This window comes from Pseudomonas sp. NFPP12 (assembly GCF_900103205.1).
Lineage (GTDB): Bacteria > Pseudomonadota > Gammaproteobacteria > Pseudomonadales > Pseudomonadaceae > Aquipseudomonas > Aquipseudomonas protegens.
This window is the reverse complement of sequence record NZ_FMWW01000002.1, coordinates 943,462-967,100: the sequence shown is the minus strand read 5'-3', so window position 1 is coordinate 967,100 and position 23,639 is coordinate 943,462. Positions and strand designations below refer to the sequence as shown.

Genomic DNA, 23,639 nt, shown 5'->3' with positions numbered 1-23,639 from the left:
AGCGTTTTCAGAAAAGCGTACTGCCATAACAATAATGCACATGGAGTAGCGTCGATGACATCAGCAAACCAGTTCTGGCGCCGGGCGAAACTGCCCCTGGCCGTCGGTCTCGCCTCCACGCTCGCCGGGCCGGCATTCGGCGTCAGCTTCAACATCGGTGAAATCGAAGGCAGCTTCGATTCGTCCCTGTCGGTGGGGGCCAGCTGGTCGACCGCCGGGCGCAACAAGGACCTGATCGGGGTCAACAACGGCGGCAAGGGCCTGTCCCAGACCACCGATGACGGCCACTTGAACTTCAACAAGGGCCAGACCTTCTCGAAGATCTTCAAGGGTATCCATGACCTGGAATTGAAGTACGGCGATACCGGTGTGTTTGTCCGTGGCAAGTACTGGTATGACTTCAAGCTCAAAGACGAAGACATGGACTTCAAGAACATCAGCGACAACAACCGCAAGGAAGGCGCCAAGTCTTCCGGCGGTCAGATCCTCGATGCCTTCGTCTATCACAACTACTCCATTGCCGATGAGCCAGGTTCGGTGCGCTTCGGTAAGCAGGTGGTGAGCTGGGGCGAAAGTACCTTCATCGGTGGCGGTATCAACTCGATCAACCCCATCGATGTGTCGGCGTTCCGCCGTCCTGGCGCCGAGATCAAGGAAGGCCTGATCCCGGTCAACATGTTCTACATCTCCCAGAACCTGACCGAGAACCTGTCAGCCGAAGCCTTCTACCAGCTGGAATGGGACCAGACCGTTACCGATAACTGCGGCACCTTCTTCTCGCAGCCGGACAACATTTCCGATGGCTGTGACGACAACCTGCGCCTGCTGGCCAAGCGTTCGACCATCACCGCCACGGCGCCGGGGCGCGCGGCCCTGGCCGCGATGCAGGCTCGTGGCGTCGATGTCAACGAAGAAGGCACGCTGGTGCGCCGCAGTGGCGACCGCGATGCCCGTGACAGCGGCCAGTTCGGCGCGGCGTTCCACTACAACTTCGAGCCGCTGGACACCGAGTTCGGTGCCTACTTCATGAACTATCACAGCCGGGCGCCGATTTTCAGTGCCACGGCAGCTCCACAGTCGGCTTACGACATCGCAGCAGGATTCGGCACCCTGGCGCCGGTATGGATCGCCGGTAATTCGAAGTACTTCGTTGAGTATCCAGAAGACATTCGCCTGTACGGCTTGAGCTTCTCCACCACCCTGCCTACGGGGACCGCATGGAGTGGTGAAATCAGCTACCGGCCGAATGCGCCTGTGCAACTCAACTCTACCGATATTCTCTATTCCGCCGTTCGACCTCTGAAGGGGGCATACACCAACGCCTCTCTGCTTGAAGGTGTAGCGGGGCAGGACCTCAATGGCTATCGCCGCAAGGAAATCACTCAGTTCCAGACTACCTTCACGCACTTCTTCGATCAGGTCATGGGCGCCAGCCGTCTGACGCTGGTAGGGGAGGTGGGGGTTACCCACGTCGGTGGCCTTGAGAGCAAGTCGGATGTCCGCTATGGACGTGATCCGGTGTTTGGTCCTGGCGCCTTGCCAGCCACCGGCGGGCAAAACACCTGTCGTGCGCTTAACTCCACCACCATCGCCGGTGCGGGTCCTGGTGCAGATGCCAGCAATGTCAGCGCCAACTGCAACAACGATGGCTTCACCACCGCCACCTCCTGGGGCTACCGCGGCCGTGCCATCTGGGAGTACCCGGATGTGTTCGCTGGTGTGAACCTCAAGCCGAACGTGGCTTGGTCCCATGACGTCAAGGGTTACTCGCCAGGTCCTGGCGGCAACTTCGAAGAAGGCCGCAAGGCCATCAGCCTGGGGCTGGATGCCGAGTACCAGAACACCTACACCGCGAGCCTGGCCTACACCAACTTCTTCGGTGGCGACTACAGCACCGTGGATGACCGGGACTTCCTCGCCTTGAGCGTTGGCGTGAACTTCTAAGCACACTGCATTTTCAGGAAGAACAACAATATGAAAATCACCAAGAGTCTGTTGCACGTCGGTGTGCTGGGACTGTCACTGCTGGCCACCGGGGTCATGGCCGCGGTCTCGGCCGATGAAGCCGCCAAGCTGGGTACCAGCCTGACGCCGATGGGCGCGGAAATGGCCGGCAATGCCGCCGGCACCATTCCGGCCTGGAAGCCACTGGCGACCAATGCTGGCACCGTGGATAGCAAGGGTTTCCTGTCCAACCCCTACGGCAGCGAGCAGCCGCTGTTCACCATCACCGCGCAGAACGTCGAGCAGTACAAGGACAAGCTGGCGCCGGGGCAGTATGCGATGTTCAAGCGCTACCCGGAAACCTTCAAGATGCCGGTCTACCCGTCCCATCGCGGGGCCACCGTGCCGGCTGACGTGTTCGCCGCGATCAAGCGCAACGCTACCAGCACCAACCTGGTGTCCGGCGGCAACGGCCTGGAGAACTTCGAAACCGCGATTCCGTTCCCGATCCCGAAAAGCGGCGTGGAAGTCATCTGGAACCACATCACCCGCTATCGCGGTGGCAGTGTGACCCGCCTAGTGACCCAGGCTACGCCACAGGCCAACGGCTCCTACAGCCTGGTGTACTTCCAGGACCAGTTCGTGTTCCGCGACAAGATGAAGGACTACGATCCGAAAAACCCGGGCAACATCCTGTTCTACTTCAAGCAGAAAGTGACCGCGCCAGCGCGCCTGGCCGGTGGCGTGCTGCTGGTGCACGAAACCCTCGACCAAGTGAAGGAGCCGCGTTCGGCCTGGGTCTACAACGCGGGTCAGCGCCGCGTACGCCGCGCCCCGCAAGTGTCCTATGACGGCCCGGGTACCGCTGCCGACGGCCTGCGTACTTCCGACAACCTGGACATGTACAACGGTGCGCCGGATCGCTACGACTGGAAGCTGGAAGGCAAGAAGGAGATGTACATCGCTTCCGACAGCTACAAGCTCGACTCGCCGACCCTGAAGTACGCCGACATCATCAAGGCCGGCCACATCAACCAGGACCTGGCTCGCTATGAACTGCGCCGGGTCTGGCATGTGGTGGCAACCTTGAAGGAAGGCCAGCGCCACATCTACGCCAAGCGTGACTTCTACATCGACGAAGACACCTGGCAGGCCGCGGTGATCGACCACTACGACGGTCGTGGCCAGCTGTGGCGCGTGGCCGAGGCTCACGCCGAGAACTACTACGACAAGCAAGTGCCGTGGTACGCCCTGGAAACCCTCTACGACCTGCAGTCCGGCCGTTACCTGGCCCTGGGCATGAAGAACGAAGAGAAACAGGCCTACGACTTCGGTTTCACCGCCACCACCAGCGATTTCACCCCAGCCGCCCTGCGTCAGGACGGGGTTCGCTGAGCCGCTGCAAATAGAGGCCGCATCCTCGGAAAAAGCCCCGACCTGGTTCGGGGCTTTTTTTTGCCTGAGGCCCGGCCTTGGAATCCATCGGGGTACAGACGGTTTTCTCTAAGCTAATTAGCCACTTAATCAATAAATAAACGAAATATCCTTCAATCATTCGGAGTTATCTGACCAATTTGCTCATAGTCTTTTTCGCCCGAATGGTCGCAAAAATCTTCAACAGGTGTCCTTTTACCGCTAGTCTGCGGACATCTGCTACGCCGACAACCGTACATCAATAAGAGTTGGCCATGACTGACCTGTCCCCCCTGCAACGGCCTGCCAGCGCGGTGATCCCCGCTCTGGAGGGGCGTTTTTATCGACCCCCCCTGCCCGATGGATACGTGCAGCGGCCGCGTCTTTGCGAGCGCCTGGGCGCCGGGTTGAAGGGGCGATTGCTGCTGGTCTGTGCGCCTGCCGGGTTTGGCAAGAGCTCGCTGGCCGTGGAGTTTTGCCAGGGCCTGCCGGATAACTGGCAGAGCCTGTGGCTGGGGTTGAGCCGCCGGGACAGCGATCCCGGGCGTTTCCTCGAGCGTCTGTTGGCCGGTCTGCAGCAGTACTTTCCCCAATTGGGACGGCAGTCCCTGGGCCTGTTGAAAATGCGTCAGCGTCACCAGCCCTTCGCCTTTGAAGAGTGGCTGGACGGCCTGCTGGATGAGCTGGCGGTGCAATTGACCGGTGCCAGTCCGTTATTGCTGGTGCTGGACGACTATCACCTGGCCCAGGGGCCGGTCCTCGATCGTTGCCTGCAGTTTTTTCTCAATCACCTGCCCGATGGTTTGCTGGTGCTGGTCACCAGCCGCCAACGTCCGGACTGGCACCTGGCGCGGCTGCGGTTGTCCCGGCAACTGCTGGAGCTGCACGAGCAGGATTTGCGCCTGACCCACGACGAGTCCCTGAGCCTGCTCGACCGGCACAGCAGTTCGCTGCGCGGCGAAGCCCTGGAAAACCTGATTCAGCGCAGCGAAGGCTGGGTGGCCGGGCTGCGTTTCTGGCTGCTGGCGGCGTCCGAGGCGGGAGCCGGGGGCGCGCTACCCCAGGGCCTGCATGGCGGGGAAGGACTGATCCGCGACTACCTGCTGGAAGAGGTCATCGACTGCCTGCCCGCCGAAGTGCAGTCATTCCTGTATGACACGGCGCCCCAGGAGCGGTTTTGCGCCGAGCTGTGCGATGCCCTGCGCGAAGCCCATGACAGCGCCGAGATCCTGGGTTTCCTCCAGGCCCACCAGGTATTCCTGGTGCCCCTGGATGAGCACGGCCATTGGTATCGTTATCACCACCTGTTTTCCGACCTGCTGCGCAGCCGGCCCACGGCCAATGCCCTGGTGCCAGCGGCCAGCCTGCACCTGCGCGCCTGTCGCTGGTTCAACGCCCAGGGGCTGCTCGACGAAGCGGTGGAGCAGGCGCTGCGCGCCGGGCACCTGGACGTGGCGGCCAACCTGGTGCAGAACCTGTCCGAAGAGCAACTACTGGCGGAACAGAACGTCGGCATGCTGCTGCGCTGGAAGATGGACCTGCCCGACAGCCTGCTGATCAGCACGCCGCGGCTGATCGTGCTCTACAGCTGGGCCCTGGGCCTGGCCTGTCAGCTGGATGCGGCGGAGGAACTGGCCAATCACCTGAGTCGTTTCCTGCCGGCCCCTTCGGCCACGGCGCAGAAGTCGATGTTGGCGCAATGGCTGGCCCTGAGCGGGATCATCGCCCGTGGCCGCGGCCAGCGGGAAAACACCCTGGCCTATTGCAGCGAGGCCCTGGAAAGCCTGCCGCCCAAACGTTATGGGCAGCGCCTGATGTGCCTGTCGACCTTGTCCAACCTGGCCATTACCGATGCCGATCTGTGGCGGGCCCGCAGCCTCAATCGCGAATCCCTGGAGCTGGCGCAACGGGTCGGCAATCCGTTGTTCGAAGCCCTGGCCCACTACGACCGTGCCCGGGTCCTGCAGGCCCGCGGCGAAGTGCTGCGGGCGCAGGAGGAGGTACACCAGGGACTGCGGCGCTTGCAGGGCCTGTCGGCCCAACGGTTGTATGCGGTGCGGGCCCGGCTGACCCTGTATGACGGTTATCTGCTGACCCTGCGTGCCCAGCCCGAGGCCGGCCTGTTGCGCTTGCAGGCCGGCCTGGTGGAGGCCCGGGCCTGTCGCGATATCAGCGTGCTGATCGGTCACTGCGTGATCGCCAAGCAGGAAGGCCTGGGTGGCGAGTTCTCCCGAGCCTTCGCCGAGCTGGCGGAAGCCGAGCGCTTGATGCACATCTGGGACGTGCCACCGATCTATTACCTGGCAATGATCACCCTGGTGAAATGCGAGCTGTGGCTGGCCCAGGGGCGTACCGATCTGGCCGAAGCCTGGCTGGCCCGCCTGGGCCAGACCTACACCGGCGAACAGGCGGCGGCGCCACCGGAATTCCACCCGCAACTGCCGTTGCACATCGAATTGCAGCAAGCCCAGCTTGAAAGCATCAAGGGCGATCTGGGCCGGGCGGAGCAGCGCTTGAATCGGTTGGTCGAACATGGCCAGCAAAGCGGCCGGCAGTTGCTGAGCGTGATGGCCCTGACCCAGAAAGCCGCACTGTTGCTGGCGGCCGGTCGCGGTCCGCAGGCCCGCCAGGACCTGGCCCAGGCTCTGGAGGCCGGGGTTGGAGGCGCGATGCAGCCGTTCATGGCATTGCTCCATGGCCATCCCGGTTGGATGCGTGAGCAGTTGCAGCAGGGCGTATCGACAGCGCTGACCCAGGCATTGCTGGAGCGGTTGCCGGCAGCATCGCGTGAGCCTCAGGAGATCGCAGCCCATAACGAGTCCTTGAGCTCCCGAGAGCTTTCAGTGTTGCAGTTGATCGCCCAGGGCTGCTCCAACCAGGAAATCAGCGAGCGCCTGTTCATCTCGTTGCATACGGTGAAGACCCATGCCAGCCATATCAACAGCAAGCTGGGGGTAGAGCGCCGGACCCAGGCCGTGGCCCGGGCCCAGGAGCTGGGGTTGCTGGGGTAGGCGCTGCGCCACTGGCTGCCGGGGCTAGCGGGCCAGGTGCTCCTTGCAGTAGTCGGCGAACAACCGCGCCGGCTTGGTCAATTGGCCACGTTTGAGCCAGGCGGCCACCAGGCCTGAACCTGTGACGTCCTCGACAATGTCGACACACACCACCGGCTTGCCATCGTAGGAAAAAGGCGAGTGGGGGCGGGTGACCAGGATCGAGAAACCGAAGCCCTGGCCGACCATCCCGCGCACCATCTCGATGGACGGTGAGCTGAAGGCAATCTGCGGCGTCAGCCCCAGTTCTTCGAACAGGCTGACGAAATAGGTGCGGCTCGGTTGCACGTCCAGCAGGATCATCGGCTCCAGGCACAGGTCGCGCAGCGATACCTGGGGCTGCTTGGCGTAGCGATGGCCGGCCGGCAGCAAGGCGTAAGGCCGTTGCGGCGGCATCAGTGGCTCGGTTTCGATGGTGCCGTCCAGGTCATGCTCATAGAGGATCGCCAGATCGAACGCGCCACCGGTCAGGCCCTGTACCAGTTCCTGCTGCTCGCCATCACGGATGCGGATTTCCACCCCGGGATAGAGCGCGCTGAAGCCGGCGATCAGTTGTGGCAGGTACAACGGTGCCACGGTTTCGAAGCAGCCGATGTCGATCTGCCCGGCGACCACGTCGTTGTCTGCCAGGGCGTTCTGCTCGAACTCCTTGGCCATGCGCAGCAGCTCCTGGGCCTTGCGGTAGAAACGTGCCCCGCTGGGGGTCAGGGAGACGCCGAGAGCATGGTGACGAATCAGCAATTGCACGCCGAAGCTGTCCTCCAGGCCCTTGATGGCTGTGGAGATCGACGGCTGGGCGATGTACAGCTTGCGTGATGCCTCGGCGACGCTGCCGCACTCGACGGTGGTGATGAAGTACTTCAGTTGACGCAGATTGTAGGCAGCCACAGCGAACCTCGTTCTTTGCCCGGGCACGGGGGAAGGGCGGCCGGGTCAGGGTGACCCGGGACTTGCATGCATCACCGCGCATGCAGTGCGCTTGATGCAAGCAAGTTACGCACCGGCAAGGCTCCCCCGGCGTGTTTTTTTGTCCCGCAACAATACTCACAAGTGCCGGGAGGGAGGGCATGACCAAGGCAGTTTTTTCATCGCTTGCGAGCACATTTTTCCTCGCTTGGCTTCAGGCACTCTCCTCGCCGGGATCGGCGGGCGGGGCTTCCTCGGTCGGGGTGGCGTCGAAGTCCAGGGTGACGCTGAAGCGTTGCTCCTCCACCAGCACATCGATGCGCCAGCCCAGGCGGGCACACAACTGGCGCATCAGTTCCAGGCCCAGGCCGTAGCCGTAGTCGCTGGAAGGCTCGATCTGCTTGGCTTCGCGGATGCGGTTGAGAATGCGCAGGCGCGGGTAGTCGAAGTGGATCTCGATGGTGCCGTCATCGGCATATTGCAGGGCATTGCGCAGGAAGTTGCCGACCACGATTCGGCAGGCGGTCAGGGGCAGGCGGCAGGGCGTGGTGCTGATGTCCAGGGTCAGTTCGATATCCCGTGTCCCGATCAGGTAGCGCTGCTCCTGGATCAGCTCGTTGACCAGCCCGCTCATGTCGATGGGCTCCTCGGGCAGGGCTTCGGGCAGCTCGCGGCTCATCCACAGCAAGGTCTCGGCGATGCGCTGCATGTTCAGCACCGAGCGTTCGATACGTTGCAGGGGCGGCGGCAGGGCGCCGCCGGATTGCAGGGTCAGCAGCTCGATATTGGCCTTGAGCACTGCCAGCGGGGTACGCAGTTCATGGCTGGTGTAGCGTAGCAGCCGACCTTCACGCAGGCTGGCTGCCTGGACCTGTTGGATGCTCTGGGCCAGGGCGTCGGCCAGCATATTGAATTCCTTGAAGCTGAAATTGGGCCGTTCGCCGGCCACCGTGTCGGGGTCCTTGAGGGTACTGGACCACTGGGACAGGCGGCCCAGGGGCCGCACCAGCCACCAGACCAGCAGGGCAATGATGATCAGCGCCGGTATGAACACCGCCAGGCTGATGAAAATCACCCCGTGCAGTTCACGGTCCAGGTAGGCATCGGACAGTGGCGTCTCGACTTCGCCGCCTTCTTCCTGGTCATGGTCGACGTCGTACATGTACAGGGTCTTGCCGTCCGCCAGGGGTTGGGCAAGGATCGCCCGGCCTTCATCGTCGTCATCGGAATCCAGGTCGCCAAAGACCTGGACTGCACCGAAGGACAGGCTCGGGGGCGTGTCCAGCAATTGGCGGACCTTCTCGGGCAGCGCCTCCTTGCCGATGACGCTGGTATAGAAATAGTTGTGCGGCGGCGGGGTCGTGGGGTCCTTGTTGTAGTGCCTGGCGAAGTACTGGGCTTCTTCCTCCATCATCGCGCTGGCGGTGTAGAGCAGGCCGCGGACGCTGTATTCCGGCAGCAGCAGACTGTAGATCAGCAGTACCACGGCAATCAGCAGCAGGAAGCTGCCGCTGATCACCCATTTCAAACTCAGGCCGTTACGCATGTGACCTCAGCTGTATGCCAATACCGGGAAGGGTGTGGATCAGGGGCTGGTCGAAGGACTTGTCCACAGTCTTGCGCAGCCGATGCATATGCACCTTGAGGGTGTTGCTGTCGGGCGGCTCGTCGCCCCAGATCGTCGCCTCCAGGCGTTCCCGGGTGACAGGCTCGGGGCTGGCGCGCATCAGGCATTCCAGCAGGGTCCAGCAGATGGGCGACAGGTGCAGTTCCTGGCCGGCGCGGCTGACCTTGCGGGTGGTCAGCTCCATCACCAGGTCGGCCACCTGCAGGCGGCTGGCCTGGCCGCTGCGGCGCAGGCTCAGGGCGCGGATCCTGGCCACCAGCTCGGCCAGTTCGAAGGGCTTGACCAGATAATCGTCGGCACCGGCGGCAAAGCTGGCGAGCTTGTCCGACAGGGCATCCAGCGAGGTGAGCATGAGGATGGGGGTCTGGCTGCCGTGCTGGCGCAGTTGTTCGCACAGCTGCTGGCCGTCCAGCCGCGGCAGCATGATGTCCAGGAGGATCACGTCGTAATGCTGGCTCAGGGCCAGGTTAAGGCCGGTCTGGCCGTTGCTGGCGTGGTCGCAGACGATGCCGCCGATTTCCAGGTACTCGATGACGGTATTGGCCAGGTCGAGGTTGTCCTCGACCAGCAGCAGGTGAATATGCACGGAAACGTCCCCTTGGACCCTTGGCACTCGATGGGCCGAAGGATAGCGGAAGCCGAGGCCTTTCCATTGATGTTTACCCGCTGTTAACCCGGCGCTCTCTAAGCTCAGGCTCTTCTTAACTGCAGAGCGCGGCACAGCCATGAACCTGTCTTCAGTGCTCAAAGGCATCCTGCTGGTGTTGATTCTTCTCGGCCTGATGGCTTGCGTCCTGCCGTCCGGGGCACCCATGGTGCGCCTTGGGGACGGCGGCCCCTTGAGCTTGTTCCTGCTGGGGCATGACCTGCAACAGGCGGAGGCCGAGCATGTCGCGGGCATCGTCTGACGATAGCGGCGCCGGCTACACCGACCAGCTGGTGCTGTGTCTGATGCTGATCCTGTGTGTATCGATTTCCCTGGGTGCCTATATCGTGCGTTTCAACGCGCAGATCGACCGCCAGCGCGAGCTGTCGCCGGTGCACTTGCTGGAGTGTGGTCAGGGGCGAGGGGCCTTTATCGTCGACCCCCATGGCCGGCTTAGCAGCAGCGACAATTGCTACCTGGTGGACGAAGACGACTAGCCTCGCCGCCTGGCAGCGCCCAGAATGATCCGCCTTCGAGTTCCAGCGCAAGAAACGAGGTTCTTGCGCTGAAATCTCGTTCTACAGTGCAGGCGTACTGAGATAAAGGCGGCGAACCCCAGGGTTGCCGGCCTGATTTCCCTGGCGGATTGAAGGAGAACTGCGATGTCCTGCGTATTCAAGAAAATGGCGTCCCCGGTTGGCCAACTGACCCTGGTCGCCCGGGGAGCGAAGCTGGCGGCGATTCTGTGGGAGCACGAGCGGCAGAACCGAGTGCGCCTGGGCCCACTGCAGGAAGCCGCGGAGCATCCACTGTTGCTGGAGACCGAGCGCCAGTTGCGCGAATACTTTGCCGGTACCCGCGAGCGTTTCGAGCTTGAGCTGGACTTTGTCGGCACCGAGTTCCAGCGCCAGGTCTGGCAAGCCCTGCTGACCATTCCTTTCGGCGAGACCCGCAGTTACAGCCAGATCGCCCGACAGATCGGCAATCCCACTGCAGTGCGTGCGGTAGGGGCGGCCAATGGGCGTAATCCGATCTCGATCGTCGCCCCCTGCCACCGGGTGATCGGCGCCTCGGGCAGCCTCACCGGTTTCGCCGGCGGTCTTGAGGCCAAGCAGTTCCTGTTGGCACTGGAAGGCGAGGAGACGTTGCAGCTGGCGTTCTGAGTAAGCAGTGGCGGCGAGCTGTGACAGAATGGCCCATCGATTTTTCTGGAGCCTTCCCATGGACGCCGCCAAGCCCAGCCTCATCCGCGAAACCTTCCCCGTCGGCCCGCTGCAGTGCAACTGCACCATCATTGGCGACCCGCTGACCAAGAAAGCCATAGTCGTCGATCCGGGCGGCAACCCCGACCTGATCATGGCGCGCCTGGACGCACTGGGCCTGAAGGTGGTGAGCATCATCCATACCCATGCCCATCTGGATCACTTCCTGGCCTCCGGGCAGATGAAGGAAAAGACCGGCGCCACCCTGCACTTGCACAAGGACGACCAGTTTCTCTGGGACAACCTTGAGATGCAGTGCAGCATGTTCGGCGTGCCCTACACCCCTGTGCCGTCCCCGGATCGCTGGCTGGGTGATGACGAAGAGTTGGCCTGCGGTTGCGGCGTGGCCTTGCACACTCCAGGGCATACCCCAGGTTCCATGAGCTTTTGGTTTTCCGAGGCTAAGCTTTTGATAGCCGGCGACACGCTGTTCAAACGCGGGGTCGGGCGCACGGATTTGTGGGGTGGCGACCAGGCCACGCTGGTGCGTTCGATCAAGCAGCGTCTCTATACCCTCGACGAAGACGCCACAGTGGTTGCCGGGCACGGCCCAGACACCCGGCTGGGAGATGAGATGCGTCAGAACCCGTTCGTGCGAGCCTGACTATTTGCCCGTTGGTTCACGGAATTTTTGCCGTTCTGCGTGTTCCAACGCCGGCAAAGGTCTATTGCCAACGTCCGCTGCACCACAGAATGCAAAATGTAGGAGCTTTCCATGTTCACCTCACGTCGTTTGATTGTTGTCGCTACTGCTGTGGCCTTGTTGTCCGGCTGCGCTTCGCCTAACCCCTATGACAACCAGGGGCAGGCCGACGGCGGCTCGTCTGGCATGAGTAAAACCGCCAAGTACGGTGGGCTGGGAGCCTTGGCCGGTGCGTTGGCTGGTGCTGCCATCGACCACAACAACCGTGGCAAGGGGGCCCTGATCGGTGCAGCAGTGGTCGGTGCTTCCGCTGCAGGTTATGGCTACTACGCTGACCAGCAGGAGAAAAAACTGCGCGCCAGCATGGCTAACACCGGGGTCGAGGTGCAGCGCCAGGGCGATCAGATCAAGCTGATCATGCCGGGCAACATCACCTTCGCCACTGACTCGGCGAATATCGCGCCCAGCTTCTACCAGCCCCTGAACAACCTGGCCAACTCCCTGCGTGAGTTCAACCAGAACCAGATCGAGATTGTTGGCTATACCGACAGCACCGGCAGCCGTCAGCACAACATGGATCTGTCCCAGCGTCGCGCCCAGAGCGTAGCGACCTACCTGACGTCCCAGGGGGTCAGCGGTTCCAACCTGTCCGCTCGTGGCGCCGGTCCGGACAACCCGATCGCCAGCAACGCCGATGTCAACGGCCGTGCGCAGAACCGTCGGGTCGAGGTCAACCTCAAGGCGATTCCGGGCCAGCAATACCAGCAACCGAACCAGCAGTACCAGCAGCCCTATCAGCAGCAAGGTCAGCAATACCAGCAGTATCCCTGACCGGACTGGCTGAACCCCAGGCATAAAAAAGCCCGCCCGATGCAGATCGGGCGGGCTTTTTTAATGGCTGAGGCGTATTACTTCTTCAGGCCATATTGTTCGTCGAGCATGCCTGGGGCATTCGGCGTCTTCGGCGCGTAGTCCCGTGGTGGTTCCTGGTCCCGTGGAGGGGTCAGGCGCTCACGTGGAGCCTGCACCGACTCCGAGTGCAAGGCGGCCAGCAGGCGCTGGCGGGTCAGTTCGTCCAAGGCCAGGCGATTGGCGCCCTCGGCGAGGTGATCCTGCACTTCCTGGTAACTCTGGGTCAGTTTCTTGACCAGGGTTGCGGTGCTGTTGAAGTGAGTGACCACTTCATTCTGATAATTGTCGAAACGTTCCTGAATATCATCCAACTGACGCTGCGTGCGGTTAGGCGCGGCATTGGGCAGCAGGCGAGCGACCAGGAATCCAATGGCGACACCCGCGACCAGGGCAAGAGTCGGCAACAACCAAACTAAGAGCGAGTGTTCCACGAGTCCTTCCTCTATAAACGGCTTTGCTTTACGTTAACGGCTCGAACCTGCGCTGTATACCGCGATTCACTCGCAATAGATTGGCACAGACCATTTGCTAGACGAGTCGACCCCCTTCGAGGTCACGGAGTTCCTTCCTTGCTTATGCGTGAAACCCCTGTAGTGATTGCCGGCCCGGTGGGCCAACTGGAAGCCCTGTATCTGCAGGTGCCCGATGCACGTGGGATGGCGCTGATCTGCCACCCCAATCCGGTGCAGGGCGGCACCATGCTCAATAAGGTGGTATCCACCCTGCAGCGCACTGCGCGGGATGCCGGCCTGACCACCCTGCGCTTCAACTACCGTGGCGTGGGCGCCAGTGAAGGCAGCCACGACATGGGCAGCGGTGAAGTCGACGATGCCCAGGCGGCTGCCCAGTGGTTGCAGGCCCAGCATCCGCAACTGCCCTTGACCCTGTTCGGGTTCTCCTTTGGCGGTTTTGTCGCGGCCAGCCTTGGCGGGCGTCTGGAAGGCCAGGGCACGCAGCTCAAGCACTTGTTCATGGTGGCGCCGGCAGTCACCCGCCTGCGTGATAGCGACCTGCTGCCGCAGAACTGCCCGTTGACCCTGATCCAGCCGGAAACCGATGAGGTCATCGACCCTCAGGCGGTCTACGACTGGTCCGACGCGCTTGTCCGCCCCCATGAGCTGCTGAAAGTGGCAGAATGCGGGCACTTTTTTCATGGCAAGCTCACCGATCTGAAAGATCTGGTGCTGCCGCGACTTTCGAATTGATAGCAGTCTGATAAGCGATTACCCATGACTACTCGTACGCGTATCCTCACCGGCATCACCACCACCGGCACCCCGCACCTGGGCAACTATGCCGGTGCGATCCACCCGGCGATCGTCGCCAGCCGCGACAGCAATGCCGACTCCTTCTACTTTCTGGCCGACTACCACGCACTGATCAAGTGCGATGACCCGCTGCGTATCCAGCGTTCGCGCCAGGAAATCGCCGCCACCTGGTTGGCCGGTGGCCTGGATGTGGAACGCGTGACTTTCTATCGCCAGTCGGACATCCCTGAGATCCCGGAGCTGACCTGGCTGTTGACCTGCGTGGCGGCCAAGGGGCTGCTCAACCGTGCCCATGCCTATAAGGCTTCGGTGGACAAGAATGTCGAGGCCGGTGAAGACCCGGACGCCGGCATCACCATGGGCTTGTACAGCTACCCGGTACTGATGGCGGCGGACATCCTGATGTTCAACGCGCACAAGGTGCCGGTGGGCCGCGACCAGATCCAGCACGTGGAAATGGCCCGGGACATTGGCCAGCGTTTCAACCACCTGTTCGGCCAGGGCAAGGAGTTCTTCACCATGCCCGAGGCGCTGATCGAGGAAAGTGTTGCCACCTTGCCAGGCCTCGATGGCCGCAAGATGTCCAAGAGTTACGACAACACCATCCCGCTGTTCACCAGCGCCAAGGACATGAAGGACGCGATCTCGCGGATCGTCACCGACTCCAAGGCGCCAGGCGAGGCCAAGGATCCGGACAACTCTCATTTGTTCACCCTGTACCAGGCGTTCTCCACCCCTGCGCAAGCCGCCGAGTTCCGCAGCGAGCTGCTTCAGGGCCTGGGTTGGGGCGAAGCCAAGAACCGCCTGTTCCAATTGCTGGATGCCGAACTGGGCGAAGCCCGCGAGCGTTATCACCAACTGATCGCACGTCCTTCGGACCTGGAAGACATCTTGCGTGCCGGTGCCGTCAAGGCCCGTGCCGTGGCCACGCCGTTCCTCAACGAACTGCGCGAAGCCGTGGGCCTGCGCTCTTTCGCCGCCCAGGTACAGGTGGCAGCCACCACCAAGAAAAAAGCCGCCAAGGCCGCGCGTTTCATTAGCTTTCGCGAGGATGACGGCAGCTTCCGTTTCCGTTTGCTGTCGGCCGATGGCGAGCAACTGCTGCTGTCGCGCAATTTCGCTGATGGCAAGGCTGCAGGTGCTGTCACCAAGCAACTGCAATCGGGCCAGGAGCTGGATCTGCGGACCGAGGGCAATGCATTCGGTATCTGGCTGGACGGCGCCTGTGTGGCGGACAGCCCGGACTTTGCCGATGCCAGCGCCCGTGATGCGGCTGTAGATGCACTGCGCATTGCTCTGACCCCGGCGCAGGACTAATCGGCATCTTCCCGACCAAGGGCTGATTGCCATTCCCCAGGGCCGTCGCTAAAGTGACGGCCCGTTTTTGTTGCCTTGCTAACGAATTATGACGCCCCTAGAACGATACCAAGCAGATCTGAAACGCCCGGATTTCTTTCATGATGCGGCACAGGAAACGGCTGTGCGTCATCTGCAGCGCCTGTATGACGATCTGATCGCGGCCGAGCAAAACAAGCCGGGCCTGCTCGGCAAGCTCTTTGGCAAGAAGGACCAGACGCCGGTCAAGGGTCTGTATTTCTGGGGTGGAGTGGGGCGCGGTAAGACCTATCTGGTGGACACCTTCTTCGAAGCCTTGCCGTTCAAGGAAAAGGTACGCACGCACTTTCACCGTTTCATGAAGCGCGTACACGAAGAAATGAAGACCCTGGGCGGTGAGAAGAACCCGTTGACCATCATCGCCAAGCGTTTCTCGCAAGAGGCGCGGGTGATCTGCTTCGACGAATTCTTCGTGTCTGACATTACTGACGCGATGATTCTTGGCACCCTCATGGAGGAGCTGTTCAAGAATGGCGTGACCCTGGTCGCCACCTCGAACATCGTCCCCGACGGCTTGTACAAGGATGGCTTGCAGCGCGCGCGCTTCCTGCCGGCGATTGCCCTGATCAAGCAGAACACCGAGATCGTCAACGTCGACAGCGGTGTCGACTACCGCCTGCGTCATCTGGAGCAGGCGGAGCTGTTCCACTATCCATTGAACGAAGAAGCACAGGAAAGCTTGCGCAAGAGCTTCCGGGCGTTGACGCCGGAGTGCACCCAGGCGGTGGAAAACGATGTGTTGATCATCGAGAACCGCGAGATCCGCGCATTGCGTACCTGCGATGATGTGGCCTGGTTCGACTTCCGGGAACTGTGCGACGGCCCGCGCAGCCAGAACGACTACATCGAGCTGGGCAAGATCTTCCATGCCGTGTTGCTCAGTGGCGTGGAGCAGATGAGCGTCACCACCGACGACATCGCCCGGCGCTTTATCAACATGGTCGACGAGTTCTACGACCGCAACGTCAAGCTGATCATTTCTGCCGAGGTCGAACTCAAGGACCTCTACACCGGTGGCCGCCTGACGTTCGAGTTCCAGCGCACCCTTAGCCGCCTGCTGGAGATGCAGTCCCACGAGTTCCTGTCGCGGGCGCACAAGCCATAAGCATTGCCAGATGAAAAAGGGCCTGCATTGCAGGCCCTTTTTTTATGCCGCCTGTTGCTGGAACTGTTGGCGGTACTGGTTGGGTGAAAGTTCGGTGTGCTGGCGGAACAGTCGGGCGAAGAAACTGGCATCGTCGTAGCCGACTTCGTAGCTGATGGTCTTGATGCTCTTGCGCGTTCCCGAGAGCAGGCCCTTGGCGGTTTCGATGCGCAGGCGCTGCAGGTAATGCAGGGGCTTGTCGCCGGTGGCGGTCTGGAAACGGCGCATGAAGTTGCGAATGCTCATGCCGTGCTCGCGGGCCACGTCCTCGAAGCGGAACTTGTCGGCGAAGTGCTCTTCGAGCCAGTGCTGGATCTGCAGGATGATCACGTCCTGATGCAGCTTCTGGCCGCCGAAGCCGATGCGCCCTGGGGCGTAGCTGCGCTGTACTTCATAGAGAATGTCCCGAGCCACGGCCTGGGCCACGTTGGCACCGCAGAAGCGTTCGATCAGGTAGATGTACAGATCGCAGGCCGAGGTGGTACCGCCCGCGCAGTAGAGGTTGTCGGCGTCGGTCAGGTGCTTGTCCTGATTGAGCTGGACCTTGGGGAAGCGCTCATTGAAGGCGCTGAAGAAGCGCCAGTAGGTAGTGGCTTCCTTGCCATCGAGCAAGCCGGCTTCCGCCAGCCAGAATACCCCGGTGGCTTCGCCGCAGAGCACCGCGCCGCGAGCGTGCTGGGCGCGCAGCCAGGGCAGGATCTGCGGGTAACGCTGGCACAGGGTGTCGAAGTCGTCCCAGAACGCCGGGAGGATGATGATATCGGTGTCTTCCAGCGGGCCGTCCACTGGCATGATCACGTCGCTGAAACTGCATACGGGTTGACCGTCGGGGCTGACCAGGCGGGTTTCGAACGCCGGGGTCAGGCCTTGGCCCAGTTGTTTGCCGTAGCGCAGGCTGGCCAGATGGAAGAAATCCTTGGCTTGCATGAGGGTGGAAGCGAAAACCCGGTCGATAGCCAGGATGCTGACGCGCCGCAAGGGCGTGGAGGTTTGGTTAGACATAATTCAATTGTTCTTATAGGGGAAAGTGGTCACCAGACGGCTGGATCGTCTTATTTTTTGTCGGATGTGTCCAGTGTCCCGTGCAGGTGGCTAGCCTTAGGCTCTGGCAGCCAACCCATGATCAATAACCATCACAGGTGCCTGCATGATCCCTAGAACCTTGTTCAGCTCCGAGCACGAACTCTTCCGTGACAGCGTGCGTACATTCCTTGAGAAAGAGGCAGTGCCCTTCCATGGAGAATGGGAAAAACAGGGCTATATCGACCGTCAGTTGTGGAGCAAGGCGGGGGAGGCCGGAATGCTGTGTTCGCACATTCCCGAGGAATACGGCGGCCTGGGGGCGGACTTTCTCTACAGCGCGGTGGTGATCGAGGAGATTGGCCGGCTGGGGCTGACGGGCATTGGTTTTTCCCTGCATTCGGACATTGTCGCGCCCTACATCCTGCATTACGGCAGTGAGTCGCTGAAGCACAAGTACCTGCCCCGGCTGGTCTCGGGGGAAATGGTCACGGCCATTGCCATGACCGAGCCGGGGGCGGGCTCCGACCTGCAAGGGGTGAAGACCACGGCAGTGCTCGACGGCGACGAATACGTGATCAATGGTTCCAAGACCTTTATTACCAACGGCTACCTGGCGGACCTGGTGATAGTCGTGGCCAAGACCGATCCCAAGGCCGGAGCCAAGGGCACCAGCCTGTTTCTGGTTGAGGCCGATACTCCCGGGTTCTCCAAGGGCAAGCGCCTGGAAAAGGTGGGAATGAAGGCTCAGGACACCTCCGAGCTGTTCTTCCAGGATGTGCGAGTACCCAAGGAGAATCTGCTGGGGCAGGCTGGGGCAGGTTTTGCCTATTTGATGCAGGAGTTGCCCCAGGAGCGCCTGACCGTGGCCATTGGCGGCCTGGCCAGTGCCGAGGCTGCATTGCAGTGGACCCTGGAATACACCCGCGAACGCAAAGCCTTTGGCAAGGCAATTGCCGATTTCCAGAACAGCCGTTTCAAGCTGGCGGAAATGGCCACGGAAATTCAGATCGGCCGGGTATTTGTCGATCGCTGCCTGGAGCTGCACTTGCAGGGCAAGCTCGATGTGCCGACGGCGGCCATGGCCAAGTACTGGGGGACTGACCTGCAGTGCAAGGTGCTTGATGAATGCGTGCAGTTGCACGGCGGCTACGGCTTCATGTGGGAGTACCCGGTGGCCCGGGCCTGGGCCGATGCCCGGGTGCAGCGCATTTATGCCGGGACCAACGAGATCATGAAGGAGATCATTGCCCGCTCACTATAGGAAGCGGGCCGCCGGCGAAGGGTGCGAAGCGGGTTTGCGACGTATCCATTCGCTGGCAGGCCAGCAACTGTGGGCCGATTAAGGCGCGGGGTTGGGGTGATCCTTGTGGATTGCCTCGATCCCGGCGAGGACCTCATCCGACAACTTCAAGGCGGCGCTGGCGATGTTGCTGTCCAGCTGTTCCAGAGTGGTGGCGCCGATGATGTTGCTGGTCACGAACGGCTGTTGAGTGACGAAGGCCAGGGCCATTTGTGCCGGATCCAGGCCGTGCTCGCGGGCCAGCGCCACATAGCGGCTGCAGGCCGCTTCCGACTGAGGGTTGAAGTAGCGGCTGAAGCGGCTGTAGAGGCTCAGCCGTGCCTTGGCTGGCCGCGCGCCGCCTTCGTACTTGCCGGACAGGTAGCCAAAGGCCAGGGGAGAGTAGGCCAGCAGGCCGCATTGTTCACGAATGGCTATTTCCGCCAGGCCTACTTCGAAGCTGCGGTTGAGCAGGTTGTAGGGGTTCTGGATCGAAACCGCCCGCGGCCAGCCACGGCTCTCGGCCAGGGCAAGGAACTTCATGGTGCCCCATGGCGTTTCGTTGGACAGGCCGATATGGCGGATCTTGCCGGCCTTGACCTGCTCGTCCAGAGCTTCGAGGGTTTCTTCCAGCGGAGTGAAGTCTTCATCGGCCTGGTGCTTGTAGCCCAGTTGGCCGAAGAAGTTGGTGCTGCGCTCGGGCCAGTGCAGTTGGTACAGGTCGATCCAGTCGGTCTGCAGGCGCTTGAGGCTGGCATCCACGGCTTCGACTATATGCTTGCGGTTGTGCTTGAGCTGTTTGTCGCGAATGTAGTCGATGGTGTTGCCCGGACCTGCGATCTTGCTGGCCAGGACCCAGTCGGCGCGGTCGCCGCGCTGCTTGAACCAGTTGCCGATATAGCGCTCGGTGGTGGCGTAGGTTTCGGCCTTTGGCGGCACCGGGTACATCTCGGCAGTGTCGATGAAGTTGATTCCGGCGTTCTTGGCCCGCTCGATCTGAGCGAAGGCTTCAGCCTCGGTGTTCTGCTCGCCCCAGGTCATGGTGCCCAGGCAAATTGCACTCACATTCAGATCGGTTCGGCCCAGCTGGCGGTAGTCCATCGGGTGCTCCCTTGGCAAAACAATCATAAAAGCAGGTTGAAATTTTTTTCGCAATCTGCATAATTCGGCAGCTCTTTCTGCAGTGGAAGTGATGCGCCGCCTGCCGAAGAATCTTGCCGTATATCAGACGCGCTGACCCGAGCCCCCGATAGCGTCTGTGTCCGGCTGCCTTTGACCTTGTCAAAGTAAGCACTATTCAGTAAGATCCGCCGTCTATTTTGCTGGGCGGCCCCTGAGGCTATAAAGAATGAAAACTTTTACTGCTAAACCGGAAACAGTAAAGCGCGACTGGTTCGTCGTCGACGCTGCTGGTCAGACCCTGGGTCGTCTGGCCACCGAAATCGCGAGCCGTCTGCGTGGCAAGCACAAGCCTGAGTACACTCCTCACGTTGACACCGGCGACTACATCGTTGTGATCAATGCCGAGCAGGTACGTGTTACTGGCGCTAAAACCACTGACAAAATGTACTACTCCCACTCCGGTTTCCCGGGCGGCATCAAGTCGATCAACTTCGAAAAGCTGATCGCCAAAGCCCCTGAGCGCGTGATCGAGACCGCGGTAAAAGGCATGCTGCCTAAGAACCCGCTGGGTCGCGACATGTACCGTAAGCTGAAAGTCTATGCGGGCGCTGCACACCCTCATACTGCTCAGCAGCCCCAAGAACTGAAGATTTAACGGAATAGTTCATTATGTCGGCGACTCAAAATTACGGCACTGGCCGTCGCAAGACTGCAACCGCACGCGTTTTCCTGCGTCCGGGCACTGGCAACATCTCGATCAACAACCGTTCCCTGGATAACTTCTTCGGTCGCGAAACTGCCCGCATGGTAGTTCGTCAACCGCTGGAGCTGACCGAGACCGTTGAGAAGTTCGATATCTATGTCACCGTTATCGGCGGCGGTGTAAGTGGTCAAGCTGGCGCAATCCGCCACGGTATCACTCGCGCTCTGATGGATTACGACGAAACTCTGCGCAGCGCGCTGCGTAAAGCTGGTTTCGTAACCCGTGACGCACGTGAAGTTGAACGTAAGAAAGTGGGTCTGCGTAAAGCGCGTAAGCGTCCGCAATACTCCAAGCGTTAATTCGCTACTGCGTTCAAAAACGCCCAGTCTCCTCGCGGAGCTGGGCGTTTTTTATTGTCTAGAATTTGCTCTGTGACAACTTGCCACATCCGCGGAGGCCCTATACTGCAAGGCTTCGGGCCGGCTCGGCTTGGTAATTACCTTGTCAGAATAGGGGCTTTTCATTACCATTCGGCAAAATTTTTATAAGTTCAGATTTTTACTTAGTAGATGCCTGATTTAACAGGCCACAAAGCTGATGGGAGAGGACTGAATGAGCAATGACGGCGTGAATGCAGGCCGGCGTCGCTTCCTAGTAGCAGCCACATCCGTGGTGGGTGCTGCTGGAGCGGTGGGGGCTGCGGTCCCGTTCGTGGGGTCATGGTTTCCCAGTGCCAAGGCGAAAGCCGCAGGTGCACCGGTGAAGGTGAATATCAGCAAGATCGACCCAGGTCAGCAGATGATTGCTGAATGGCGTGGTCAGCCGGTATTCATCGTCCGCCGTACCGAGGAAATCCTGGGGAATCTTAAAAAGATCGAGGGCCAGTTGTCTGACCCTGACTCCAAGAACTCAGTACAACCAACCTACGTCGACCCGGAAGTGCGTTCGATCAAGCCAGAGATTCTGCTGCTGATCGGTATCTGCACCCACCTGGGCTGTTCTCCGACCTTCCGTCCTGAAGTGGCGCCCGCGGATCTGGGCAAGGACTGGGTAGGTGGCTATTTCTGCCCTTGCCACGGTTCCCACTACGATCTGGCTGGTCGCGTCTACAAGTCGCAACCTGCGCCTTTGAACCTGCCAGTACCCCCGCATTCCTATGAGTCGGATGACATCATCGTCATTGGCGTCGACACGGAGAAAGCGTGATGAGCAAGTTCATGGATTGGGTTGATGCGCGCTTCCCCGCGACCAAGATGTGGGAAGACCATCTCAGCAAGTATTACGCTCCGAAGAACTTCAACTTCTTCTATTTCTTTGGCTCCCTGGCGCTGCTGGTTCTGGTCAACCAGATCGTAACCGGTGTCTGGCTGACCATGAGCTACACCCCTTCGGCGGAAGAGGCCTTCGCTTCCGTTGAATACATCATGCGCGACGTCGAGTACGGCGCGATCCTGCGTCTGCTCCACTCCACCGGCGCTTCGGCGTTCTTCATCGTGGTCTATCTGCACATGTTCCGTGGCCTGCTCTACGGTTCCTACCAGAAGCCCCGTGAGCTGGTGTGGCTGTTCGGCATGCTGATCTACCTGGCACTGATGGCCGAGGCCTTCATGGGCTACCTGCTGCCGTGGGGCCAGATGTCCTACTGGGGCGCCCAGGTGATCATCTCGCTGTTCGGTGCGATCCCGGTCATCGGCGACGACCTGACTCAGTGGATCCGCGGTGACTACCTGATTTCCGGTATCACCCTGAACCGCTTCTTCGCCTTGCACGTTGTTGCCCTGCCGATCGTGATCCTCGGTCTGGTGGTGCTGCACATCCTGGCACTGCACGAAGTGGGTTCGAACAACCCGGATGGCGTCGACATCAAGAAGAACAAGGATGAGAACGGCATCCCGCTGGATGGTATTCCTTTCCACCCTTACTACACCGTGAAGGATATCGTCGGCGTAGTGGTGTTCCTCTTCATCTTCTGCTCGATCGTGTTCTTCTTCCCGGAAATGGGTGGCTACTTCCTCGAGAAGCCGAACTTCGAACAGGCCAACCCGTTCAAGACGCCTGAGCACATTGCTCCGGTTTGGTACTTCACCCCGTTCTACGCGATCCTGCGTGCGGTGCCGGACAAGCTCATGGGCGTCATTGCCATGGGGGCTGCCATTGCCGTGCTGTTCGTGCTGCCTTGGCTGGACCGTAGCCCGGTCAAGTCCATGCGCTACAAAGGCTGGCTGAGCAAGATCTGGCTGCTGGTGTTCTGCATCTCGTTCGTGATCCTGGGTGTGCTGGGTGTATTGGCACCGACTCCGGGCCGTACGCTGCTGTCGCAGGTATGTACCTTCCTGTACTTCGCCTACTTCATTCTGATGCCGTTCTACACCAGGCTCGAGAAGACCAAACCGGTTCCGGAAAGGGTGACTGGCTGATGAAAAAGCTATTTGCTGTACTGATTCTTGCTGCTATGCCTGTATTGTCTTTCGCGGCCGAGCACGGCGGACCTGAGTTGGAGAAGGTCGATATCGACCTGGCCGACAAAGCAGCCCTGCAAGACGGCGCGCGTACCTTCGCCAACTACTGCATGGGCTGCCACAGCGCCAAGTTCCAGCGTTATGAGCGGGTTGCCGACGATCTGGGCATTCCTCACGATCTGATGTTGAGCAAGCTGGTCTTCACCGGCGCCAAGATCGGTGACCACATGAACATCGGCATGCAGCCGGCAGATGCCAAGACTTGGTTCGGCGCTGCGCCACCGGATCTGACCCTGGTGGCCCGTGTGCGGGGTACCGACTGGCTCTATGGCTACCTCAAGTCCTTCTATGAGGACCCGGCGCGCCCTTGGGGTGTGAATAACAAGGTTTTCCCGAACGTGGGCATGCCTAACGTTCTGGTTGGCCTGCAGGGTCGCCAGGTGATCGGTTGCAAGCAGGTGCAGATCGTCGAAGACGGCAAGAAGCAATACGATCCGCTGACCGGCACGCCGCTGACTCATGAAGCCTGTGACCAGCTGACCATCAAGGAGAACACCGGGACTCTCAACGAGGCTCAGTTCGACGAGAAGGTCAAGAACCTGGTGACCTTCCTGGCTTACTCGGCCAACCCGGTCAAGCTGCAGCACCAGCGCATCGGTACCTACGTACTGCTGTACCTGGCCTTCTTCTTCGTGTTCGCCTATCTGCTCAAGCGCGAATACTGGAAGGATGTGCATTGATAGCGTTTTAAGCATCAGTTGTTGAACGTGCGCGCCCAAGGGCGTCTCTGAAACTGTAACAACCCTGTATCATTCGGGGGTTACCAGAGGCGCCCTGAGGGCG

23 protein-coding genes are annotated in these 23,639 nt (G+C 60.8%); 17 read left to right on the top strand and 6 right to left on the bottom strand.

Annotation, left to right across the window (positions count from 1 at the left end; translation table 11 throughout):
• Window positions 1-54: 54 nt before the first annotated feature.
• The 3 genes from BLS75_RS12145 to BLS75_RS12135 all read left to right on the top strand — a co-directional run bounded on the left by BLS75_RS12145 (window position 55) and on the right by BLS75_RS12135 (window position 6,368).
• Complete coding sequence (locus BLS75_RS12145) at window positions 55-1,944, top strand: DUF1302 domain-containing protein (RefSeq protein ID WP_072450930.1); 1,890 nt, start codon at window positions 55-57, stop codon at window positions 1,942-1,944.
• 30 nt (window positions 1,945-1,974) lie between these two features.
• Window positions 1,975-3,339, top strand: a complete 1,365-nt coding sequence (locus BLS75_RS12140; RefSeq protein ID WP_011063362.1) for a DUF1329 domain-containing protein — start codon at window positions 1,975-1,977, stop codon at window positions 3,337-3,339.
• 293 nt (window positions 3,340-3,632) lie between these two features.
• The gene (locus BLS75_RS12135; protein WP_072450929.1) at window positions 3,633-6,368 is read left to right on the top strand and encodes a winged helix-turn-helix domain-containing protein; all 2,736 of its coding nucleotides are present in this window, start codon (window positions 3,633-3,635) and stop codon (window positions 6,366-6,368) included.
• Between the two features lie 24 nt (window positions 6,369-6,392).
• On the opposite strand, the gene BLS75_RS12130 is transcribed toward BLS75_RS12135, so the two are convergent.
• The 3 genes from BLS75_RS12130 to BLS75_RS12120 form a co-directional block, all read right to left on the bottom strand.
• The gene (locus BLS75_RS12130; RefSeq protein ID WP_011063360.1) at window positions 6,393-7,295 is read right to left on the bottom strand and encodes a LysR family transcriptional regulator; all 903 of its coding nucleotides are present in this window, start codon (window positions 7,293-7,295) and stop codon (window positions 6,393-6,395) included.
• A 232-nt stretch (window positions 7,296-7,527) separates the two neighbouring features.
• Window positions 7,528-8,859: a sensor histidine kinase gene (locus BLS75_RS12125; protein ID WP_041119813.1), complete on the bottom strand. Its 1,332-nt coding sequence runs from the start codon at window positions 8,857-8,859 to the stop codon at window positions 7,528-7,530.
• Window positions 8,852-9,526, bottom strand: a complete 675-nt coding sequence (locus BLS75_RS12120; RefSeq protein WP_019093010.1) for a response regulator transcription factor — start codon at window positions 9,524-9,526, stop codon at window positions 8,852-8,854. Before BLS75_RS12120 ends, BLS75_RS12125 begins: the two co-directional genes overlap by 8 nt.
• Window positions 9,527-9,665: 139 nt before the next feature.
• Here BLS75_RS12120 and BLS75_RS32075 point away from each other — a divergent pair, with 139 nt between their 5' ends.
• The 5 genes from BLS75_RS32075 to BLS75_RS12100 all read left to right on the top strand — a co-directional run bounded on the left by BLS75_RS32075 (window position 9,666) and on the right by BLS75_RS12100 (window position 12,322).
• Window positions 9,666-9,848: a hypothetical protein gene (locus BLS75_RS32075; RefSeq protein WP_143031425.1), complete on the top strand. Its 183-nt coding sequence runs from the start codon at window positions 9,666-9,668 to the stop codon at window positions 9,846-9,848.
• On the top strand, window positions 9,829-10,083 hold the full coding sequence (locus tag BLS75_RS12115; RefSeq protein ID WP_072450928.1) for a hypothetical protein: 255 nt from the start codon (window positions 9,829-9,831) through the stop codon (window positions 10,081-10,083). Before BLS75_RS32075 ends, BLS75_RS12115 begins: the two co-directional genes overlap by 20 nt.
• Window positions 10,084-10,248: 165 nt before the next feature.
• Window positions 10,249-10,749 carry a methylated-DNA--[protein]-cysteine S-methyltransferase gene (locus tag BLS75_RS12110; RefSeq protein WP_011063355.1) on the top strand — a complete coding sequence of 167 codons (501 nt, stop codon included), beginning with the start codon at window positions 10,249-10,251 and terminating at the stop codon, window positions 10,747-10,749.
• 58 nt (window positions 10,750-10,807) lie between these two features.
• Window positions 10,808-11,452, top strand: a complete 645-nt coding sequence (locus tag BLS75_RS12105) for an MBL fold metallo-hydrolase (protein ID WP_015636939.1) — start codon at window positions 10,808-10,810, stop codon at window positions 11,450-11,452.
• A gap of 111 nt (window positions 11,453-11,563) precedes the next feature.
• Window positions 11,564-12,322, top strand: coding sequence for a YiaD family glycine zipper/OmpA-like lipoprotein (locus BLS75_RS12100; protein ID WP_011063337.1), 759 nt, complete (start codon window positions 11,564-11,566; stop codon window positions 12,320-12,322).
• Between the two features lie 77 nt (window positions 12,323-12,399).
• Here BLS75_RS12100 and BLS75_RS12095 read toward each other — a convergent pair whose 3' ends face one another.
• Window positions 12,400-12,834, bottom strand: coding sequence for a Z-ring associated ZapG family protein (locus BLS75_RS12095; RefSeq protein WP_011063336.1), 435 nt, complete (start codon window positions 12,832-12,834; stop codon window positions 12,400-12,402).
• Window positions 12,835-12,978: 144 nt separating this feature from the next.
• On the opposite strand from BLS75_RS12095, the gene BLS75_RS12090 reads away from it, so the two are divergent.
• The 3 genes from BLS75_RS12090 to zapE all read left to right on the top strand — a co-directional run bounded on the left by BLS75_RS12090 (window position 12,979) and on the right by zapE (window position 16,171).
• On the top strand, window positions 12,979-13,608 hold the full coding sequence (locus BLS75_RS12090) for an alpha/beta hydrolase (protein WP_015636938.1): 630 nt from the start codon (window positions 12,979-12,981) through the stop codon (window positions 13,606-13,608).
• Window positions 13,609-13,632: 24 nt separating this feature from the next.
• Window positions 13,633-14,988: a tryptophan--tRNA ligase gene (locus BLS75_RS12085; RefSeq protein WP_072450927.1), complete on the top strand. Its 1,356-nt coding sequence runs from the start codon at window positions 13,633-13,635 to the stop codon at window positions 14,986-14,988.
• Window positions 14,989-15,076: 88 nt separating this feature from the next.
• On the top strand, window positions 15,077-16,171 hold the full coding sequence (gene zapE, locus BLS75_RS12080) for a cell division protein ZapE (protein WP_019093692.1): 1,095 nt from the start codon (window positions 15,077-15,079) through the stop codon (window positions 16,169-16,171).
• 42 nt (window positions 16,172-16,213) lie between these two features.
• Here the strand turns inward: zapE and BLS75_RS12075 are convergent, their stop codons facing one another.
• Complete coding sequence (locus tag BLS75_RS12075; protein WP_169892244.1) at window positions 16,214-17,113, bottom strand: GlxA family transcriptional regulator; 900 nt, start codon at window positions 17,111-17,113, stop codon at window positions 16,214-16,216.
• Window positions 17,114-17,357: 244 nt separating this feature from the next.
• On the opposite strand from BLS75_RS12075, the gene BLS75_RS12070 reads away from it, so the two are divergent.
• On the top strand, window positions 17,358-18,494 hold the full coding sequence (locus tag BLS75_RS12070) for an acyl-CoA dehydrogenase family protein (RefSeq protein ID WP_011063331.1): 1,137 nt from the start codon (window positions 17,358-17,360) through the stop codon (window positions 18,492-18,494).
• Window positions 18,495-18,572: 78 nt separating this feature from the next.
• Here the strand turns inward: BLS75_RS12070 and BLS75_RS12065 are convergent, their stop codons facing one another.
• On the bottom strand, window positions 18,573-19,613 hold the full coding sequence (locus tag BLS75_RS12065; RefSeq protein WP_015636936.1) for an NADP(H)-dependent aldo-keto reductase: 1,041 nt from the start codon (window positions 19,611-19,613) through the stop codon (window positions 18,573-18,575).
• A 247-nt stretch (window positions 19,614-19,860) separates the two neighbouring features.
• Between BLS75_RS12065 and rplM the strand changes: the two genes are divergently transcribed.
• The 5 genes from rplM (at window position 19,861) to BLS75_RS12040 (ending at window position 23,536) form a co-directional block, all read left to right on the top strand.
• Window positions 19,861-20,289 carry a 50S ribosomal protein L13 gene (gene rplM / locus BLS75_RS12060; protein WP_007928449.1) on the top strand — a complete coding sequence of 143 codons (429 nt, stop codon included), beginning with the start codon at window positions 19,861-19,863 and terminating at the stop codon, window positions 20,287-20,289.
• 14 nt (window positions 20,290-20,303) lie between these two features.
• On the top strand, window positions 20,304-20,696 hold the full coding sequence (gene rpsI / locus BLS75_RS12055) for a 30S ribosomal protein S9 (protein WP_003228056.1): 393 nt from the start codon (window positions 20,304-20,306) through the stop codon (window positions 20,694-20,696).
• 253 nt (window positions 20,697-20,949) lie between these two features.
• Window positions 20,950-21,543, top strand: coding sequence for a ubiquinol-cytochrome c reductase iron-sulfur subunit (gene petA, locus BLS75_RS12050; RefSeq protein WP_011063329.1), 594 nt, complete (start codon window positions 20,950-20,952; stop codon window positions 21,541-21,543).
• Entirely contained in the window at window positions 21,543-22,754 is a 1,212-nt protein-coding gene (locus tag BLS75_RS12045) for a cytochrome b (RefSeq protein ID WP_011063328.1), read from the top strand. The genes petA and BLS75_RS12045 overlap by 1 nt, the downstream gene beginning before the upstream one ends.
• Complete coding sequence (locus BLS75_RS12040) at window positions 22,754-23,536, top strand: cytochrome c1 (protein ID WP_011063327.1); 783 nt, start codon at window positions 22,754-22,756, stop codon at window positions 23,534-23,536. The genes BLS75_RS12045 and BLS75_RS12040 overlap by 1 nt, the downstream gene beginning before the upstream one ends.
• Window positions 23,537-23,639 lie beyond the last annotated feature (103 nt).

What these genes read in the sequence shown, in the direction of transcription:
- BLS75_RS12145 (WP_072450930.1), top strand. Translation starts at nt 55, where the DNA reads ATGACATCAGCAAACCAGTTCTGGCGCCGGGCGAAACTGCCCCTGGCC.
- BLS75_RS12140 (WP_011063362.1), top strand. Translation starts at nt 1,975, where the DNA reads ATGAAAATCACCAAGAGTCTGTTGCACGTCGGTGTGCTGGGACTGTCA.
- BLS75_RS12135 (WP_072450929.1), top strand. Translation starts at nt 3,633, where the DNA reads ATGACTGACCTGTCCCCCCTGCAACGGCCTGCCAGCGCGGTGATCCCC.
- BLS75_RS12125 (WP_041119813.1), bottom strand. Translation starts at nt 8,859, where the DNA reads ATGCGTAACGGCCTGAGTTTGAAATGGGTGATCAGCGGCAGCTTCCTG.
- BLS75_RS32075 (WP_143031425.1), top strand. Translation starts at nt 9,666, where the DNA reads ATGAACCTGTCTTCAGTGCTCAAAGGCATCCTGCTGGTGTTGATTCTT.
- BLS75_RS12115 (WP_072450928.1), top strand. Translation starts at nt 9,829, where the DNA reads ATGTCGCGGGCATCGTCTGACGATAGCGGCGCCGGCTACACCGACCAG.
- BLS75_RS12110 (WP_011063355.1), top strand. Translation starts at nt 10,249, where the DNA reads ATGTCCTGCGTATTCAAGAAAATGGCGTCCCCGGTTGGCCAACTGACC.
- BLS75_RS12105 (WP_015636939.1), top strand. Translation starts at nt 10,808, where the DNA reads ATGGACGCCGCCAAGCCCAGCCTCATCCGCGAAACCTTCCCCGTCGGC.
- BLS75_RS12100 (WP_011063337.1), top strand. Translation starts at nt 11,564, where the DNA reads ATGTTCACCTCACGTCGTTTGATTGTTGTCGCTACTGCTGTGGCCTTG.
- BLS75_RS12090 (WP_015636938.1), top strand. Translation starts at nt 12,979, where the DNA reads ATGCGTGAAACCCCTGTAGTGATTGCCGGCCCGGTGGGCCAACTGGAA.
- BLS75_RS12085 (WP_072450927.1), top strand. Translation starts at nt 13,633, where the DNA reads ATGACTACTCGTACGCGTATCCTCACCGGCATCACCACCACCGGCACC.
- zapE (WP_019093692.1), top strand. Translation starts at nt 15,077, where the DNA reads ATGACGCCCCTAGAACGATACCAAGCAGATCTGAAACGCCCGGATTTC.
- BLS75_RS12070 (WP_011063331.1), top strand. Translation starts at nt 17,358, where the DNA reads ATGATCCCTAGAACCTTGTTCAGCTCCGAGCACGAACTCTTCCGTGAC.
- BLS75_RS12065 (WP_015636936.1), bottom strand. Translation starts at nt 19,613, where the DNA reads ATGGACTACCGCCAGCTGGGCCGAACCGATCTGAATGTGAGTGCAATT.
- rplM (WP_007928449.1), top strand. Translation starts at nt 19,861, where the DNA reads ATGAAAACTTTTACTGCTAAACCGGAAACAGTAAAGCGCGACTGGTTC.
- rpsI (WP_003228056.1), top strand. Translation starts at nt 20,304, where the DNA reads ATGTCGGCGACTCAAAATTACGGCACTGGCCGTCGCAAGACTGCAACC.
- petA (WP_011063329.1), top strand. Translation starts at nt 20,950, where the DNA reads ATGAGCAATGACGGCGTGAATGCAGGCCGGCGTCGCTTCCTAGTAGCA.
- BLS75_RS12045 (WP_011063328.1), top strand. Translation starts at nt 21,543, where the DNA reads ATGAGCAAGTTCATGGATTGGGTTGATGCGCGCTTCCCCGCGACCAAG.
- BLS75_RS12040 (WP_011063327.1), top strand. Translation starts at nt 22,754, where the DNA reads ATGAAAAAGCTATTTGCTGTACTGATTCTTGCTGCTATGCCTGTATTG.